The sequence below is a fragment of the Aquimarina megaterium XH134 genome (assembly GCF_000520975.1).
In the GTDB taxonomy this organism is placed as follows: Bacteria; Bacteroidota; Bacteroidia; order Flavobacteriales; family Flavobacteriaceae; genus Aquimarina; species Aquimarina megaterium.
On record NZ_JACB01000057.1, the window covers coordinates 18,726 to 37,236 of the forward strand.

Annotated in this window: 14 protein-coding genes; 6 read left to right on the top strand and 8 right to left on the bottom strand. The window is 33.8% G+C overall.

The genetic code is table 11. The annotated features are described in order from the left end of the window. Nucleotides 1-46: 46 nt before the first annotated feature. The 5 genes from lysS to Z053_RS0124550 form a co-directional block, all read right to left on the bottom strand. Nucleotides 47-1,738, bottom strand: coding sequence for a lysine--tRNA ligase (lysS, locus tag Z053_RS0124530; protein WP_025667610.1), 1,692 nt, complete (start codon nucleotides 1,736-1,738; stop codon nucleotides 47-49). A 168-nt stretch (nucleotides 1,739-1,906) separates the two neighbouring features. Beyond that, the gene (locus tag Z053_RS31825; RefSeq protein ID WP_025667611.1) at nucleotides 1,907-2,797 is read right to left on the bottom strand and encodes a thioredoxin domain-containing protein; all 891 of its coding nucleotides are present in this window, start codon (nucleotides 2,795-2,797) and stop codon (nucleotides 1,907-1,909) included. A gap of 248 nt (nucleotides 2,798-3,045) precedes the next feature. After that, nucleotides 3,046-3,525 carry a DUF1573 domain-containing protein gene (locus Z053_RS0124540; protein WP_025667612.1) on the bottom strand — a complete coding sequence of 160 codons (480 nt, stop codon included), beginning with the start codon at nucleotides 3,523-3,525 and terminating at the stop codon, nucleotides 3,046-3,048. Nucleotides 3,526-3,636: 111 nt separating this feature from the next. Then, nucleotides 3,637-4,812 (bottom strand): hypothetical protein, encoded by a 1,176-nt coding sequence (locus Z053_RS0124545; RefSeq protein ID WP_025667613.1) that lies wholly within the window; start codon nucleotides 4,810-4,812, stop codon nucleotides 3,637-3,639. A 102-nt stretch (nucleotides 4,813-4,914) separates the two neighbouring features. Next, entirely contained in the window at nucleotides 4,915-5,970 is a 1,056-nt protein-coding gene (locus Z053_RS0124550) for a LuxR C-terminal-related transcriptional regulator (protein ID WP_025667614.1), read from the bottom strand. A gap of 160 nt (nucleotides 5,971-6,130) precedes the next feature. Between Z053_RS0124550 and Z053_RS30905 the strand changes: the two genes are divergently transcribed. The 5 genes from Z053_RS30905 (at nucleotide 6,131) to Z053_RS0124570 (ending at nucleotide 10,470) form a co-directional block, all read left to right on the top strand. Continuing rightward, nucleotides 6,131-6,286 carry a YqaE/Pmp3 family membrane protein gene (locus Z053_RS30905; protein WP_074410361.1) on the top strand — a complete coding sequence of 52 codons (156 nt, stop codon included), beginning with the start codon at nucleotides 6,131-6,133 and terminating at the stop codon, nucleotides 6,284-6,286. Between the two features lie 136 nt (nucleotides 6,287-6,422). Continuing rightward, complete coding sequence (locus tag Z053_RS0124555) at nucleotides 6,423-7,988, top strand: S41 family peptidase (protein WP_025667615.1); 1,566 nt, start codon at nucleotides 6,423-6,425, stop codon at nucleotides 7,986-7,988. Between the two features lie 145 nt (nucleotides 7,989-8,133). Continuing rightward, nucleotides 8,134-8,895, top strand: a complete 762-nt coding sequence (locus Z053_RS0124560; RefSeq protein ID WP_025667616.1) for a hypothetical protein — start codon at nucleotides 8,134-8,136, stop codon at nucleotides 8,893-8,895. 44 nt (nucleotides 8,896-8,939) lie between these two features. Next, nucleotides 8,940-9,656 (top strand): lipoyl(octanoyl) transferase LipB, encoded by a 717-nt coding sequence (gene lipB, locus Z053_RS0124565; protein WP_025667617.1) that lies wholly within the window; start codon nucleotides 8,940-8,942, stop codon nucleotides 9,654-9,656. A 277-nt stretch (nucleotides 9,657-9,933) separates the two neighbouring features. Further along, entirely contained in the window at nucleotides 9,934-10,470 is a 537-nt protein-coding gene (locus tag Z053_RS0124570; protein WP_025667618.1) for a hypothetical protein, read from the top strand. A 75-nt stretch (nucleotides 10,471-10,545) separates the two neighbouring features. Here Z053_RS0124570 and Z053_RS30515 read toward each other — a convergent pair whose 3' ends face one another. The 3 genes from Z053_RS30515 to Z053_RS0124585 all read right to left on the bottom strand — a co-directional run bounded on the left by Z053_RS30515 (nucleotide 10,546) and on the right by Z053_RS0124585 (nucleotide 17,695). Then, nucleotides 10,546-14,202, bottom strand: a complete 3,657-nt coding sequence (locus Z053_RS30515; protein WP_025667619.1) for a reprolysin-like metallopeptidase — start codon at nucleotides 14,200-14,202, stop codon at nucleotides 10,546-10,548. A gap of 284 nt (nucleotides 14,203-14,486) precedes the next feature. After that, nucleotides 14,487-16,955, bottom strand: a complete 2,469-nt coding sequence (locus Z053_RS0124580; protein WP_025667620.1) for a hypothetical protein — start codon at nucleotides 16,953-16,955, stop codon at nucleotides 14,487-14,489. A gap of 137 nt (nucleotides 16,956-17,092) precedes the next feature. Further along, complete coding sequence (locus Z053_RS0124585; RefSeq protein WP_025667621.1) at nucleotides 17,093-17,695, bottom strand: ribonuclease HII; 603 nt, start codon at nucleotides 17,693-17,695, stop codon at nucleotides 17,093-17,095. 356 nt (nucleotides 17,696-18,051) lie between these two features. Between Z053_RS0124585 and Z053_RS29290 the strand changes: the two genes are divergently transcribed. Beyond that, on the top strand, nucleotides 18,052-18,511 hold a 460-nt coding region (locus Z053_RS29290; RefSeq protein ID WP_035096741.1), incomplete at its 3' end, for a hypothetical protein.

Consider the following 18,511-nt stretch of genomic DNA (forward strand, 5'->3'; position numbering starts at 1 on the left):
AAAAATGTTAACGCGCTATTTTGAAACAAGGACCCTTGTTCTTTGTCTATTCGGTGACTTCTATAATTAGAGCATCATCAGTCTTGGTTACTTTTGTTAATCCTAATTTAGAAAGCCCTTTAATACCTTTATCCCAACCTTTATTACTTAAGCCTGTAGCGCTCTTAAGTTCTGATAGATCCATACTTTTTTCTTTTTTAAGAATCTCAAAGATGGCTTTTTCATTGTCATTAAGCTCTACTTGCTTTTTCTCTGGACGCATCTGCGGGAAAAATAGTACTTCCTGGATAGATTGATTATTGGTCATAAACATGGCCAATCGATCGATACCTATTCCGATCCCCGAGGTTGGAGGCATCCCATACTCCAGAGCACGTAAAAAGTCCTGATCGATAAACATTGCTTCGTCATCACCTTTTTCAGATAATTTAAGCTGATCTTCAAAACGTTCGCGTTGATCGATAGGATCATTAAGCTCTGTATAGGCATTTGCCAGTTCTTTACCATTTACCATAAGCTCAAAACGTTCTGTAAGCCCTTCTTTAGAACGGTGTTTTTTGGTAAGTGGACTCATCTCTACGGGATAATCGATAATAAATGTAGGTTGGATATAATTGGCTTCACATTTTTCTCCAAAAATTTCATCTATCATTTTTCCGATCCCCATAGTTTCATCAACTTCGATACCTAATGCCTTAGCTGCTTCACGTACTTCGGCTTCGCTCTTTTTATAAAGATCATATCCAGTATGCTCTTTTATCGCATCAAGAATACCAATACGCTTATAAGGTGCTTTATAATTAATGACGTTATCCCCAAATTGTGCTTCGGGAGTTCCGTGAAGTGCGATGGCTACTTTTTCTAACAACTTTTCGGTCGTATCCATCATCCAATGGTAATCTTTATAAGCAGCATACATTTCCATTACGGTAAATTCTGGATTGTGAGTACGATCCATACCTTCATTTCTAAAATCTTTTGCAAACTCATACACTCCATCAAATCCTCCTACAATTAGACGTTTTAGATATAGCTCGTTGGCAACACGAAGATAAAGAGGAATATCCAGTGCATTGTGATGCGTTATAAACGGGCGTGCTGCTGCACCCCCCGGTATAGGCTGAAGAATAGGAGTTTCGACCTCTAAAAAACCCATTTCGTTATAAAAATTACGAATGGTATTTACAATCTGTGTACGTTTAATAAAGGTATCTCTAACTTTTGGATTCACCACCAGATCAGCATAACGCTGACGATATCTTAACTCTGGATCATTAAATTCATCAAAAGTATTTCCTTCTTTATCTGTTTTAGGAAGAGGAAGAGGTTTTAACGATTTACTTAATAGTGTAAAGTTTTTAACCAATACGGTCTTTTCACCAACCTGAGTGGTAAAAAGCTCTCCTTCGATACCTATAAAATCACCTATGTCTAATAGCTTTTTATAGACTTCGTTATATAAAAGTTTATCCTCACCAGGACAAATCTCATCTCTGTTAAAATAGACTTGTATGCGACCATCGGTATCTTGTAATTCTGCAAAAGAAGCTTTACCCTGTATTCTTCTAGACATTAATCTACCTGCAATAATTACCTTTTTACCTTCTTCAAACTTGCTCTTTATCTGTTTCGAGGTATAGTCAACCGGATACAATGCAGCCGGATATGGGTCGATACCTAGATTGCGTAATGCGTTTAATTTCTCTCTTCTTACAAGTTCTTGTTCTGATAATTGCATAAATTCGTCATTTTAAAGGGACAAAAATAGCCTATTTGAAGAATTTAAAGAAAGGTCTGATTAAAAACTTTTGACCTCAATTTTAAGACTTTGAAAAAAACGTAATCCTGAGCGGTTTTTGGATAAAAAATATAAATAGATCAGGTCGTATTGAATTGGTAACCCAAATTAATTTGATGTAGCGTTTAGCTCTTTAATTTTATCTTGTATTTCTTTATTGTCTTTAAATTCTAATGATTTTTGGTAGTATTTGATTGCGTTGGCAGTATCCTTTAGATAAAGATATGTATTGGCTAGACTTACATAAGTATTTGCTTCTTTAGGAAACAATGCCGTATTAAAGTCTAATATTGTTATGGCTTCTTCTTTTTTGTCGGCATAGAAAAGAACACTGGCATAGGTGTTTAGTTCGTATAAACTCTGGGTCTTATCTTTAAATTGTTTGACTAATTTTTTGGTGTTCTTAGTGATATAGGACGTCCCTTTTTTGGTAAGGATGTCATCCATTAGTATTACCGAACTATATTTTGGAGTATAATTTTTAGACAGTATAGCAAGCATATCTTCTTCCAGTGTTTTTCTAGGAGATTCTACAATGCGATTAACTTCTTTACCGTCTTTATAAAAAATTAGAGTAGGCACCCGATGTATATTCAAACCTTCGTGTTCTCCTCCCGGGCTTTGTTTATAGGCCTCCCGGCTTCGATCTACCGCAACAACGGTAAGTCGATCCAAGGGAAAATTACTTTCTTCTAATATTTTGTACATACGAGGAACCTCGCGTTTACTATCTCCGCACCAGGTGCCCATAAAAAGAGTAATCGCATAGGAGGGCAGTTGAGCTTTTAAAGAATCTATACTGCTTTGTTTTGGGATATATTCTTTATGGTTTTTTGAAAACCACTCGTTATATGGTTCTTGTGTTAGTCCCTGGTTATTGATTTTACCAAGAAGCATAGGAGAACTTCCCTCTGTCTTGATCTCATGATTAAAAGATTGAGCAGAAAGTGTCATTATGGATAAAATCATAGATGTAATAAGACATATAATTGTTTTCATTGTGTTGGGTTTAAATTAAGTGGAAATAAGATGTAAATGATGAGGCTGTTTGAAATACATTGTCAGTCTGAGCCTGTCGAAGACGTATTGCCTATCAATAGTATAAAAACTTCGACAAGCTCAGTTTGACATTGAGATTCTATTTTTTAGAAAGCTTCATCGTTTTGGGTTTAACCCAAGTGTAACTATAACTCCCTCTATTAGGAGTTGATTAATCGCGAGTTACAAAACCTATTTGTATAGAGTGACTATTTGCTTATTGGAGCCCCACTTACGGCTTTAGCTCTGGGAGTAACCATAGCTTTGATTTTAAGTATTTCTTTACCGTTTTCGGTATTTGCCGTAATCGTTACCTGCTTGTTTTGCAGATTGGGTTTACCATTAGAATTAAAGGTGACCAACATATCTCCCGTAGCTCCCGGAGCAATGGGTTCTTTTGGCCATTTAGAAACCGTACAACCACAACTACCTTTGGCGCTTATAATAACTAATGGCGCTTTACCAGTATTGGTAAAGGTAAATTTGTGTTCTACAATATCACCTTCGTTAATAGTTCCGAAATTGTGATTGGTTTCGGCAAAGTCCATTACCGGAAAATCTGAGATTTTTGCATCTCGACTTTCAGAAACAGCTACGTTTTCTACATTTATCTTTTTGGTAGCATCATCTTTACAAGATACTACAGCCATTACAAGTAGGCTGGCTAAGATTAGGAATTCTTTTTTCATGATTTCGATTTTTTAATTATTTAAAAGGGTTAAAAACATTGTTTGTTGAGAAGAGGTATTATTCTTCTCGGTTTAATTCTTTTGTAGTGTTGTAGATAGTGCCATCTACAATTATTTAATTTGTTTAATCAGTTTAGCTATATTTTGATTAAAATTATTTTTGGTTATACCGGTTACTTCTTCCAATACAGGAAAATAATCCTCATTTTTTTTACCACAACTCAGTAATTTGAAAATAGGAGAAAAGCCTTTTTCTGCGTTTATTTTTTTTACCAATAAAGCATTAAGGGTATAATCCACTCTCAAAGCCTTATTAGTTTCGTCTCCATAATTTTTACCTTCGTTATAAAGGGTTATCCAGTCGGCATCTGGGTTTAAAGCTATAAATCGTTTGAATTTTTGAAGAATTTCTTCCCAACTATATCCCCAGCTACCACCAAATAAGAAAGCACAACCTTCATCGACTGGTTTGTATATTTTTTTTGCAGGAAGTATTTTTCGTACTCTACTATGCCATAGATCATGCGGATCAAAACCTTCAGAGTTAGAAGCTAGAATACCATCGATAATTAGAATAGTAGTATTGTCATTGGAAATAAGTGTATTATGACTGTATCCGTTATAATCTACTTTGAAATCTATACCCACTAATCTTAGTACCTCATTAAAATTTTCGGCACAATATAATTTGGTGGACTGTTTAGGAATATTTAGTATGCTATCATATTCTGCAATTTTTGAAGTATATGCTATTGCTTTGGAGATTTCAAAATTGTTTTTAAAATAAAAGGTGTTATTTCCTATTGTTTTTGTTTGCCATGATACTGTATTTTGATGTAGCGGAGAATAGAAATAAAATTGATAATTTCTCTTTTGTGCAAGTATACTATAGTTAGCTCTTAAAATGGGTTCGTTTTGATATGTACCCATATAATAAAATTGAATTAAATATTCGGTATCATTAAGTTTGAGGATATTATTTACATAGCATTTATAAAAATTGTCATCTTTAAATTTGTTACTCTTTTCTATACCTTTTAGCTCATCTAGTAATGCCGTGGTTGCCAAAAGGTTTTGAGGTAAGACAAACGTATTTTGGTTATTAGGTTTCTCTTTTAGGCTAAGAAATCCATCAAATGAATCAATTAACGTTTTGGTTATAGTTGTGTCTTTTGGTAATCTCGTGGTTTGAAGAATTTGCACAGAACTGGTTTGTGCCTTTAGAGTATGTAGTGATACAATAGAGAGTATCGAAATAAGAATTGTCTTTACAGGTATTTTATACATTTATTTTGATTTGGATTAGCGTTATCAAAAATCAAAACATAAAGGAATAAAATCAATAAAAACAGGTTTGAAAAGAGGACTAGACCCCGGGTGGATTTTTTATTACTTCTTGATATATAGGGATTTAACTTCGTCTCTTGAGCTTACTTCAAGTTTTTTATACAGATTGTTGATATGAGTTTTTATAGTGCTAATACTTACAAACATGGTAGAAGCAATCTCTTTATTGGTCTTGTCATCAAGAATAAGGTCTAATACTTTTTGCTCTTGTTGTGTAAGATTTTTTTCTGAACTATGAGACGCATTTATCTTTTTTCGATAGTTGAGAAATTGAAAAATGTTAAGTGCTATGGCACATGCTAACACTATCCATAACCACCAATTTTTATATGAAACGTCTTTGGAACTGATTATAAATTTGTCTGAAGCTAATTCTGTTTCATATTGCTTGGTGTATGTGCTATTGGGATATTTTTTTTGTAATCGTTCTAATAGATTATCATAATATGTGTTTTGTTTTAAATCTTCGAGATAATGCGCATACAGATTGTTGGCTTTATCGGATAAAAAAGCATAAACGTAAAGTTCTGTAAGGGGTTCGTTTTGGTTTTTTACGAAACGTTGTAATGTAGTAAACCATTTTTTTTCATTGATCTTACGATTGGTTTCACTTCTATACGAAGCAAAGGCAAAACGCATTTCATCAATGATAGAGTCGACCTTAATAAAAGCATTACTTTTTTCATTATTCGAAACAATTTTACAAAACATTTCATTATCAAAAGAAAAAGGTAAGGTAAGTGTATCTGTATTATTGGCAATAAATAGTATTTCTTTACTATAAGGACAAAATCCATTAAAATGAATTGGTTTTTTTTCATTTTCAGAACATCCTTCTATATGAATCCTATACATGTGATTTTGTAAGGGAAGATTATCTCCCGAAAAGCTAAAATAACCCATTGAGTCACTTACCGTTTTCTGAATAATCTGTTCGGGATAGACCCCTGATAACTTTCTGTAATCCTCTATCAGCGATAAATAAATATCTCCCGACCAGTTTTTTTTATCGACATAACCAGAAAATTTATATTGAGCCAAAATTATTTTGGGACAAATCAATACAATAAAGTATAGTATTAGAAATGGTAATTTCATGCATTTAAACCTTTTTAAAATTTGGTATTGCTCGTTTCATTGTTTTTAATTTTCAAGCCAGGTTAAAAATATAGAAATTAATTTTATAGTAATATTGTAACATAATAAAATTGTCATCTACTTATAAGTATAACATTTAATTTATTTTACATTACAAACTATGAGTATCTGGAGAGTTATATTGGCTATTTTTTTTCCACCGTTATCGATATTAGATAAAGGTTGTGGGTCTGTCGTAATAGTATTGTTGTTAACTATTTGCGGTTGGGTACCTGGAGTGATAGCAGCATTGGTAATACTTAATAATCCAAAATGACAGAAAGCACTTCTTATTTTTTCTACAGAAAGCTAATCGATACAGTAAAAAAAACAGAATAATTGTGATTAATACATAACTACAATAATTGTGGCATACATTTAGTGGTACACTTTCGGATCCAAAATGAAGTCTTATGATTAGAACGTTATTTTTATATGTATTAGTCCTTTTATTAACAGCTTGTTCTTCAGTAAAAAAATATAATCAACAAATCAGCGAACTTCATAGCCCAGAAGAAATACGCGATGATATAGATTTTGCATATCGTAAATTACAAAAACTACACCCGGATCTGTACTGGTATATTAGTAAGGATTCATTAGATAAAAAAATAGATGGATTAAAGAAAAGCATAAAGCAGCCTGTATCCAGTATTACATTTTATAAACAATTAGCTCCTGTAGTTGCCAGTATACGACAGGGACATACCGCAATTTACCCTCCGTATAAAAAGCAAACAAGAAAAGAGAAAAAAGCAAAAGGAAAAAGGAGTTACCCTTTTAAATCATTAGCTTTTTATAGTGTAGATAATAAGGTGTATGTCGAAAAGAATTATGAAAAAAATGATACCCTCGTAGTGGGTTCGGAGATATTGAGTATAGATGATCAAAAAACAAGTGATCTATTGATCTCTTTTCAAAACTTACATACAGGGGATGGTTATAATAGAACATTTATCCCAAAGTATATTGGTCATGGTTTTGGAGCGTTTTATGCCAGAACGCACCAACAAAAAGATAGTGTACTAGTGAAGCTTAAAACCAGGGATAGTATTTATTCTCGTTATGTATACGCAGGGTATAGCAAAAAGAAAAAAAAGATAACAAAGGACACTATAACAGTACCTGTAGAAAAGAAAAGTAAATCAGATAAAAAAATAGCCAGAAAAAAGAATAAAGAGATACGTAAGCACCATAATAAATATGGTTTTGATACGTACAAGAAAGAATACAATAGAAATTTTAAATTTATTACATCAGACAGTACTTCTGCTATTGCTTATATGAAAATAAGAAGTTTTACGAATGGAAATTATAAAGATTTTTATAAAGAAAGCTTCTCAAAGATAGATTCTGCAAGCAGTAAAAACCTTATTATAGATTTAAGAGGAAACCTGGGAGGCAGATTAGCAGAAATAGAAGAGCTCTATTCGTATTTGACCGATAAAGAATATGTGTTTATCGAAAAGGCAAAGATGACGAAACGACTAAGTTTCTTATACCCGCTTTTTCATACAAAATCCTGGATTGGAAAAACAGGAGCTATCCTGTTCTCTCCGGTGTTAACAACATACCAGTTTTTTAAAGTTAAAAAAGAAAAAGGAGATCCTTATTTTAAATTTAAGTACAGTAAACTCAGAACACCAAAATCAAATTCATATACCGGTAAACTATATGTTTTAATAGATGGAGAAAGCTTTTCTGCAAGCAGTATTTTATCTACTCACCTAAAAGCGACCAAACGTGCTACTTTTGTAGGAGAAGAAACTGGTGGGGCATATAACGGTACTATTGCAGGCTTTTTTGCCTATGTAGAGCTTCCTAATTCTAAAATAAATATGAGAGTTGGGTTGATGAAAATAAACGCACCTCATACCGTAGAACCTGATGGTTTTGGGATTAAACCAGATGTTTATATCGAAACAAAAAATGGGATAGATAAAAACCTTGAGTGGGTATTGCAAGATGTAAATAAATAAAAAAATGTTCTTTTTTTATAGTATTTATGGGTTCTACATAATAGTTATAACAATTTGATTTATTTTTACATCACCGTAACTATTTAGATAGTATAAGTAGGTTTGTTATGATAGTTACCCTTGTTTAAATAAATAATAAAAGTATATGAAAAGATTTAGTCTTTGTGTGTTAACTATAGTATCATCTATACTTCTTGTAGGATGTCAATTTTCAGAGAATTTGAACTTGAATGAAGATGGAACAGGAAAAATTACCATAAACTTTGATGGATCAGAGCTTATGAAAATGGGAGAAGGACAGGTTACAGAAAAGAAAAAAGAAAATGTTGATTCATTAGTAGTTTTTAAAGATTTTTTAGAGGAACATAAAGATAGTATCTCCAAATTATCAAAAGAGATGCAGGAAAGATTGCAGAGATTAAAAGATTATGAAATGCATATTGTGGTAAATTCTGAAGCTCAAAAAATGAATATGGATATGTATAGGGACTTTAAAGATGTTTCAGAATTAGGAGATGTATTTGGTGATTTTAAAATTTCTATGGCTGTAGGAGAAACAAATAAAGGTTCGGGAGCTGGTAAAATAAACCCAGTAGAAACTATGATGTCTGAAGAAGGAGGGACCAAAGTAAAGTATAGTTTTAAAAACAATAAGTTTAGTAGGATTACAGAGATTATTGATGAAGAGAAGGTGAAAAAAAGCATGGATAGCTTAGAGAAAGCGAGAATGTTTTTAGCGAGTTCTAAATATAAATTGAAGTATACTTTTCCGAGAAAAATAGTAAAAATGTCATCTGATAAAGCCACATTTAGTCTTGATATGAAGAGTTTTGTACTCGAAGTTGGGTTTATCGAACTTATGGAAAACCCTAAGATATTAGATGTCGAAGTAGAGCTTGAAAACTAAAAAAAATATCATTTCACTTTTTTTATGACGTATCTTTGTGAACTATGAATAAAAAAATTCAACTCCAGGATATTGGCCGTAAAGATTATAAAGAAACCTGGGAGTATCAGGAAACTCTTTTTAAAGAGATTTTAGATATAAAAATAAAAAATCGAAGAGAAGATGCAGGGCTTAGTACACCAAATCACTTTCTTTTTGTAGAACACCCACATGTATATACGTTGGGTAAAAGTGGTGATATTAGTAATTTGTTATTATCAGAAGAGCAATTAAAAGAAAAAGAAGCCACATTTTATAAAATTAATAGAGGAGGAGATATCACCTATCATGGCCCCGGGCAGATTGTAGGGTATCCAATTCTCGACCTCGATAATTTCTTTACCGATATCCATAAGTATCTTCGTTTTTTAGAAGAAATGGTGATTCTTACTTTGGCAGAATACGATATTAATGCCACAAGAAGTGAAGGTGAGACTGGAGTGTGGATTGATGTGGGTACTCCGTTTGCCCGTAAAATCTGTGCTATGGGAGTTCGAGCCAGTCGCTGGGTTACAATGCATGGCTTTGCCTTAAATATTAATGCTAACCTGGGGTATTTTGATCATATCATTCCTTGTGGAATTAAAGACAAGACCGTTACATCATTGCATGTAGAATTAGGAGTAGATCATGTAGACGTAGATGAGGTTAAAGCAAAGTTACTAAAACATTTTACAGCTCTTTTTGAAGCAGAATTTATACAACAAAAAGCCAAAATTTAAATCTTCGGCGTTTCATCTGTTTATTTTATTTGTAGTATTGGTCAGATAGGAATTTCCTAATACTAATTTTGGTTGATATTAACTATATTATTATGACTCATTTCATACTAAAAAAGTTAATCCTGGGTTTTATATGCAGAGGTGATTTAAACTTTTTTGATTGAAGTGAAAATAGGAGTGAAAAATAGTATTTTGAAACCATTGAAAAAAGTGTAAATCCCTTCATAATAACAATCTGATTTTTTTAACAAAAGAAAAGATTAAAAATAATAAACAGATGAAGGTATATACTTTTCTTAGTGCTCTTATATTAGTATGCGCATGCAAAACTCAAAACACAGTTGATTCTTCAAAAGAAATAGCGGTAGTTTCTGAACCTCAAAATAAAAAAGTGTATTGCCCGGAAGGTGGAAATTGTACTGTTAAACTTCATAAAAATTCGTCGCTGGTATTAAAAAAAGATACTACAGATAGATATTATCCTGTTATCGAAAAAGGAGAGGGGATAGTTGTCGAATTTAAATTTTTAATCAAAGGGCCAGAAGGTACTGCAGATGGGGATTATTCTGAAACAATACATTTTGAAATCAATAAAGATACAGAGACTTTAAGTCTAAGAAGTGAGGCATTAGAACAAGTAGATTTGCTTTTTGGGAAACATTGTTTTTGTAGAGGAGAGGCAGGATACTATAAGGTGAAAAAAGGGAATTTGACACTTCAAAAATCAAAAGACGAAATCAATATTGATATATCGCTTAGCATACCTGAAGTTTCTCATAAAATCTTCAACATTAAAGAAAAAATAAGGCTTTAATCTGGGTTTAACTTAAAAAAGTAAGCGATGCATTTCTCAATGCATCGCTTACCATAATTAACTATTATCGAATATTTACTCTTGTACAAATTGAAAAGATTTGTATTTACCTTTACCTCCCGGGTTAAGTTTCAGGATATATAGTCCCGATGGTAATGCACTGGTATTGATTGTTTTTTGAACTAACTTACCTTTCATTACGATTTTTCCAAGAATACTTACAATTTCGTATGAAGTATCTTTTTTAGAAACGATTACATGTAGTAAACGATCTTTTCCTACAGGATTAGGGAATGCAGATATTTCTACTTGTTTTGTAGTTGTTGTACCATCTACGGTTACTAATGATCTTGCAGAAGGACTGCCGATTGTAAATGTTGTTGCTTCAGAAGATCCAAAAGACCCTCCAGAAGCGATTGTGGTTCCTTCTGAAGTAAGCGTATAGGATCCATTACCATAGGCACAGCAGATACCATCGCCATACGAATCATTAAGTGTAAACGTATAGGTTCCTGGTTCTAAGCACTCTGTAATTGTTAGTGTTGATCCATCGGGTTGAGAGCCATAAGTTCCTCCTGATGCTACAACCTGGCTATTGCTATCTGTAATTTGCCAGCTGGTTTCTTCTGGGTAATTATCAAAATTAAGCGTTAATACAACATCAGTACAGGTAGTTTGTGACCCTCCTTCGCTTAAACTCACATCATCTATAGCCATATCACCTTGCCAGGTATTACCTGTAACCCCATTAAAACGTAATTGTACTGTACCACCTAAGTACGTACTTAAGTCTACAGTTGCCGATTGCCATGAGTTTCCTTGATTTCCTGACTTAGACCAAACTGAAGTCCATGTAGTACCATTATCATTACTGGCTTCTAATGTTAAACTCCCCATAGTCGAAGCACCATACATATGATACTTAAATGAGAAATTAGCTTTTGTCTGACCTGTTAAATCAAAACAAGGAGAGTTAAGAATTGCTCTTTTGGTAGGGTAATTAGGTGTAGACGATTCCATATACACATAGTAAGTTCCTTGTGAAGCACTAGAAGGTCCAGTGTTTCTAGATGGAGTTCCGTTAGCATCTACAGCCCAATCAAAATCATCTCCAGTTGCCTGTTTCCAAGCTCCAAGAGTATTTTCGAACCCTTCGGTATATGGGAATGATGAGATCTCTGCAGTACAAGAAGAACCTCCTGTATCCGGAAGAGTTGTAATATTTACAGTATTACTGGCATTAGATTCGTTACCAGAAGCATCTTTTGCCTTTACGCTAAAGCTATAGGCAGTATCTGGTGATAATCCAGTTGCTTGATAAGAAGTAGTCGTAACTGTAGAGATGACTGTAGCCCCTCTATAAACATCATATCCGCTAACTCCTACATTATCGGTAGAAGCATCCCAGGAAAGATCAACCGTGGTCTTTGTAATATTAGAAGCTGCTAAATTAGCGGGAGCTGTTGGTGCTTGAGTATCTGGTTGCGAAAGCGTAGTAGCATTGGCAGTGTTACTAAAATTAGATTCATTACCTGCTGCATCCTTTGCTTTTACTCTAAAACTATATGATGTATTAGCCGATAATCCTGTAACCTGGTATGAAGTAGAGGTTACTGTAGTGACTACAGTATTCCCTTGATAGATATCATATCCCGTAACTCCCACATTATCTGTAGCGGCGTTCCAGTTAAGATCAACTGTAGTTTGTGTGATATTTGAAGCGGCTAAACCATCAGGAGTTGTAGGGGCTTGTGTATCTCCACCACTTCCTCCAGAGATTTCAAAATTGGCATTAGAAATATCATAGAAAATATGTCCGGATCCTCTAACCATTATTCTGTTCTGTGTTCCTATCGCATTTGGTACAGTGATGCTATGAGAACCATCATTAGGGACTGCAGAGGCAATTGTTGTTGTATACGTATTTCCTCCGTCGGTAGATAGTAAAATATCTACGTTAGCAGCATTAATACCATTACCAGTTGTTCCTGCAACATCCCAGGTAACGGTTTGTGTTGATCCCGAAGCCCAGTTAACATTGGTATTTGGTGCATTAACAACAAAAGGTCCAGCTGCACCTGCAACGGTTATTTTTGTATCGTCACTGGCAGTACTTGCTCCACCAGATGCATTATCTCTTACGGTAAGTCTAAAATTCATTGTTCTGCTTACAGAAGGAACAACCTCCCAGGTAGAAGAGGTTTGCCCTGAAATAACTGTCGGTAATGCCGGCATATATCTATCAGGCGAAGCAGCTGGAGTTAAAGATCTAAAAGCAGGTCCGTTGGTCGAAGTGGCAACAGGTGGCATAGTTGCAGGTTGTGCGTCCATTTGCTCCCAGCAATACGTAAGGTTGTTTCCCGAATTAGCATCAGATCCATTACCTTTTAACACAAATGGTGTTGAGGCAGGAATCGTATAATCCTGTCCGGCATTAGCAGTAGGAGCAGCATTACCAGTATTACTTTGATTACCACATGTGCTGTTTCCTTGCGAAATATTCTGCCACATTTCCTGGATGCTAATTGCATGAAAATAAGCATCACTATTGTTTTGTACGTTTGGAGAACAAATACCAGCATATCCCATAATCGTAGAAGCACTTCCTGGCTCTACAGATGCATTAGATCTCTGGCAGCTATTATTTTGAGTATGATTTCCACCGTATTGGTGTCCCATTTCATGAGCAACATAATCTACATCATATGCATCTCCGATAGGACGACCACTTCCTGTGATTCCTCGTGCTTTAGAATTTGTACAAGGAGATCTAAGCTGTGCCAATCCTCCTCCTCCGGTGCTAAATGCATGTCCGATGTCATAATTGTTAAAACCAATAACATTGTCACAAACAGTCTGACTTTCATTGATTAATGCACCGGCATTACTATTACTTAAATTATCGGTATTAGCGTTTAGAAAAATGATGTCTGTATTATTATTTACCAATACCATGGTAAGAGCAAGGTCTCTTTCAAAAATACCATTTACTCGAGTCATAGTAGTATTTACAGCAGAAAGTACAGCTTCTTTTTTTACTTGATCAGAGGCGCCAGAGCTAATTCCCTGATTGTTGATATGAAATTGAGAATATTCTCCTGTACACGCGATAGCTAATCTAAAAGTTCTTAGTTTACCATCATTAGCATTTTTTAACGCATTGAATTGCTGATTAGAAAAGTTTGATTTAACGTTTTCTTCAACCAGACACTCAAAACTATTAGGATCAGCAGGTAGATCTGCTTTAGCATAACAGATATAACTCGTTTTGTCTTTTGTGTAAGGATCAATATAGATGGTCGAATGATTTCCAGAAGTTATCATGGCGTGTAAACCAACTTTAGAGAAACTAAATCTGGCAATAGATGTTGGGTCATCAATCCCGTATCCAACAAAAGATTGGATACTTGGAAATCGTTTTGCGAGTCCTTCTTCAAGAACAGAAGCTTCAAGAATTCTAAATTTTTGTAATACTCCTTTTGCAGTAGGGAGTTGGATTACAACACCAGAACTTTTTTGCTGTACTCTTGATGGTGTACGTTGCAAAATAGATTGTAACGCTGTAGTGTTTAAGTTAAATAGTTGATACTGCGTTGGTGTTGTTTTTCTAAGCTCTTTGGATTTGGCTTGTGCTTTTGCGGGAGATACAGGACTCCATAGTTGTGCATTAACACTAATACTCACGAGTAAGAACGTGAGCACCAGTATTTTGTTAAAAATACTTGTTTTCATAATTGAGTTTGGTTTGTGTTAGTAAATTTGTGTCGTTGGCTGTACAACTCTTAATCATGAGATTTAGTACTTGTAAAATAACATTTAACATAAAATAATAATAATTCGCATAAAATCTTAATTTAATGTTAAATAAAATATATAGGCGTATTTCCTTAAAACAGTAAGATAAAAAGTAGGAAAATGCTCTGTAGTATAGAGTTATGTGTAAAATGAATTCTGGAAAAAGAAAACCTTAAATTTAAATTTAAGGTTTTCTTTTATCGATGTTTTTTAACAATGAATTAATTTATTTGGTAGATAAGTACTCCATTTTCTTCTCCCTGAACTACAAATTCGAGATTAGGATCTTTATCCATATTCCCTAAACTTAGGACAGAATTACCATAAACCGGGAAATTAGGAAATAGATCAGCATTGCTATCATACAAGTACACTTTTTTGGCTTGTATATCGGTAATAGTAATGTATATCTTATTATTGATAAAATAAAGTTTTGGTTCTGTATACACTCCAAAATCAAGTTCAAGGGTTTTACCTTTTATAGTAAGCTTATTTTCAGAAAAAGTAACCAAGGTTTTATTGGTAGCTACCATTCTATTATCCTCATGCAAACTTAGGTTTTGTTCTACAGCATTACCATCGTTTTGTACTTGAATTAATTTTCCACTTTTGGTTGTAGATGTAAATTTGTTCAGGTACTGGTACCATTCATTTTTAGAGAAATCAACTTTTTCTTTTACATTAACTCGCGGTTTACCTATTCGATCCAGGATAGTTAATGTTCCATTTTTTTCAGAAAGTAAAATATAATCTTTGGTTCCGATTCTAATATGTTTTGGCGGTAAAATAAGTTCTGTTTCTGTGTTTTTAAATCTAAAACCAGTTACAGCTTTTGCCTCTGCATCAAACATTTTTATTTCATTGCCCTGGGTAATAACAATACGATAACGCTTGCTTTTGTCATAATCAAATAACGCAAGAGGTTGTGTAATTGGTTTTTCAAATGTCTTAGGGTATGGTTTTACATCTTTTCCATCGCGATCAACCAGGTATAGGGTATTGGCAGTGTTAAATAATAGTTGGTATCTGCCATTTTTGTAGATATCGATTTGTTGAATATCACCTAGTATTTCACCATCGACTTGTTTTTTCCAGAAAATAGCACCTTTATCAGAAATTAGATATACGTTGTTTTCGATATCCTGTACTGCCACATCCATACCTTTGGTTCTGTGGTTTTTAACAAGAACAGGTCTGGTTAGTACTTTATTCTCTAGAGTAGTTGATGCGGTTTGTGTGACAGATGTAGCTGCGCCTTTAGCTCTGCTTTTTTGTAAGATGCTATGCACATGAGCAAAATCGTTTTCTTTTATAATCTGTACTATTCCTATTTGATATCCTTTATCCTTAAGTGCTTCCCATTGTGACGAATATTCTTCTTCAACATTTTGAGAAATGTATTCTTTTGTGTTTTTGATAGTACCCGCTATTAATATCGAAGATTCGTCGGATAAATCTTTTACAGTTGCTTTGTAATACTCTTGATCATAGAGTAATGTTTGGTTCAGGATATTGGCAATAATATCTTTAAGAGCCCCGATAGAAGATCCGAAAATGATAAAATCATCCCGAACAAAATAATACTTGGCATCAAAATCGTTTACCAAAGGAGTAAGGATTTGCGAAAAAGCAGAGGAGCCTTTATAACTGTATATTGGTGTATTTCTATAGGTGTCTACTTTATCTCCTGCCAGACTTTCCTGGGCCGTTTTGGGGTTTAGAGAATTTAGAACTAATATATTTTCTTTTTCGAGAAAGATCATACCGACCTCAGAAACACCCGATAATATATCGTCTAGATCCCCTGGGATATCTTCTAATTCTCTATCCTGTGCTACAGATAGATTTTTTTTCAATATATCAAAGTCATCATAAGTATAAGAGATAAATCCTCTTGCAGTAACAGGTGTCACTTTTGAAATTTTATTTTCCTGGGCAATTGTATTATCAAAAATCCCAATGGTACTGGATAGTGAATCTTTTTCTATAGCAATACCATCTAGGTACATTGCATCTTGTCCTATAGTAGCATCGGCAGATATCCAACCGCTAAAATTTTGCAAGCTTTTGAGGTCTGTATTAGGCAGTAATGTATTGTGAATGTTTTGTAGTTTTTTTCCGTTGACCAGTACAGATAGTGTATTCTCGGTACCAGACACTTCATATACTTTTTGTAAATCTTTATCAATAGGAATTGGAGCGGCTTGCATTCGTATTGCATTTTCGATCAATAATTGAGAAGAAGAGGCAATAAGCAGACTATCCTGTCGGGTGGCAAAAAACGATTCTCCTTTTGATGTAACCTTATAAATGGTATTCTCAGAATAATTTATAGTTTCAATCTGCTTTGTATTTAGCGAATCGGTATTGATTACAGAAGGGTCGAATTTTGAAATATAAGTATACTCATAATCATTTTTTCCTAATGGAGAGAAACATAATATGCTTTCTGTCTGATGAGTTTGATCCAGGATAGACAAGTTTTTGAAGTATTCAAAAAAAGCAATTTGGTTATTGTTTTTGATAAAATTATTATCTCTTAATTTACTGGCAGCTCCTTCAAGGTCATTGATTTTTATAATGATTTGAGTATCTCTTGGGATGTGATCCAGTAAAGAATTTGATTTTTTCGATGTGTCCTCACAAGAAATAGTAATAAAAATTAAAAGAACAGCCGCTATCTTTTTCATTATACCAATGCGTTTTGTATTCCTGAATTTGGTTGTCAAAATAAAAAAGTTCAATTTCCTGGTTTGCAAAATAGATATTCTTGTTTAATGATCGAAATATAATTGGAGTTTTTCTCCTGTAAGCGTCAAAGATATAATTATTTAAGATCTAGTGTAAGTTGTTCTGGTAATAACCTAAAGCTTTTCCTGTGATATTTGGTAATACCATATTTACGAATGGCATCTCGATGTTCTACTGTTGGGTATCCTTTATTCTTTTTCCAGTTGTACATAGGAAACTCTTCATGTATTTTTTCCATAAACTCATCACGATATGTTTTTGCCAATACAGAGGCTGCTGCAATATTTAAATATTTTCCGTCTCCCTTTATAACGCAAGTATAGGGTATATTATGATATGGCTTAAACCTGTTTCCGTCTACAATGATATGTTCTGGTTGAGGTTTTAATTGCTCGATTGATCTTTGCATAGCTAGAATTGAAGCATTTAAAATATTAATCTCATCAATCTCTTCCATAAAAATATGTGTTACACCATAGGTCAAAGAGGAGCCTTCTATTATAGGTTTTAGTAGATTTCTTTTGGCTTCGGTAAGTTGTTTAGAATCATTAAGAACCGAACTATTGAAATCATCTGGTAAAATTACTGCAGCTGCTGTGACCGGACCTGCCAAGCATCCTCGTCCGGCTTCATCGGTACCACATTCGAGAAGATCAGGGTTTAGTTTTAATGTAAGCATAATACGAAGATACAGTATGCATAGAATACCAGAAAACTATTTTTTAAAATTAGTGAACTTAGATGGTAGCTATACCATAGTCTATAGAGGCCAGTTACCAATGAAAAAAATACACCAAAAACGACTAATGCCTTCTGGTTTTTTCTTTTTTGAAGTCACAAAAATATCAAGATGAGTTCTAAGAGTGTTTTTAACGATTTGTGATACATCCTGACCGATTATTGCATATTGCTTATCTGCAAAAGTTTTTATAGTGTAATTGACAGATTAATGCTGTTGATTGAATCAATAGTGAGCGTAGGTTTTAGTTGTTTTGACATGTTAAATGATATGAAAATTAAAACGATGAAAAAACAATGAAAAATTATTCCAACAAACTTACCATTACCGCTTTACTACTGAGCATAATCTTATGCATGGCATGCGGGAGTGATGATACTGAGTTTCCAAAACAAGAATTAAAAGCCCTTGTTTTATTGAATCCTGAAAACAAGGTGATTAATAGTGTGTTGCGTCCTACCTTGAAATGGGAAGAAGTAACAAGCAATAATAATGCAATAAGCTATGATCTGTATTTGGGTACAGAAGAAAACCCCAAATTATATAAAGAAAACATAAAAGATACTCATTTTAAAGTAACAGAAGAGTTAATCGAAACTACCCAATACTATTGGAAAGTCATTGCCAAAGATGGCAATAATGGTACCGCTGAAAGTGGAATCTTTAGTTTTACAACAGATCAGGCCATAGATGTAAATTCCTTATCCACTACTAAAGGGCTTATAGATACGAAGATTTGGATTAGAGGAAATGGTT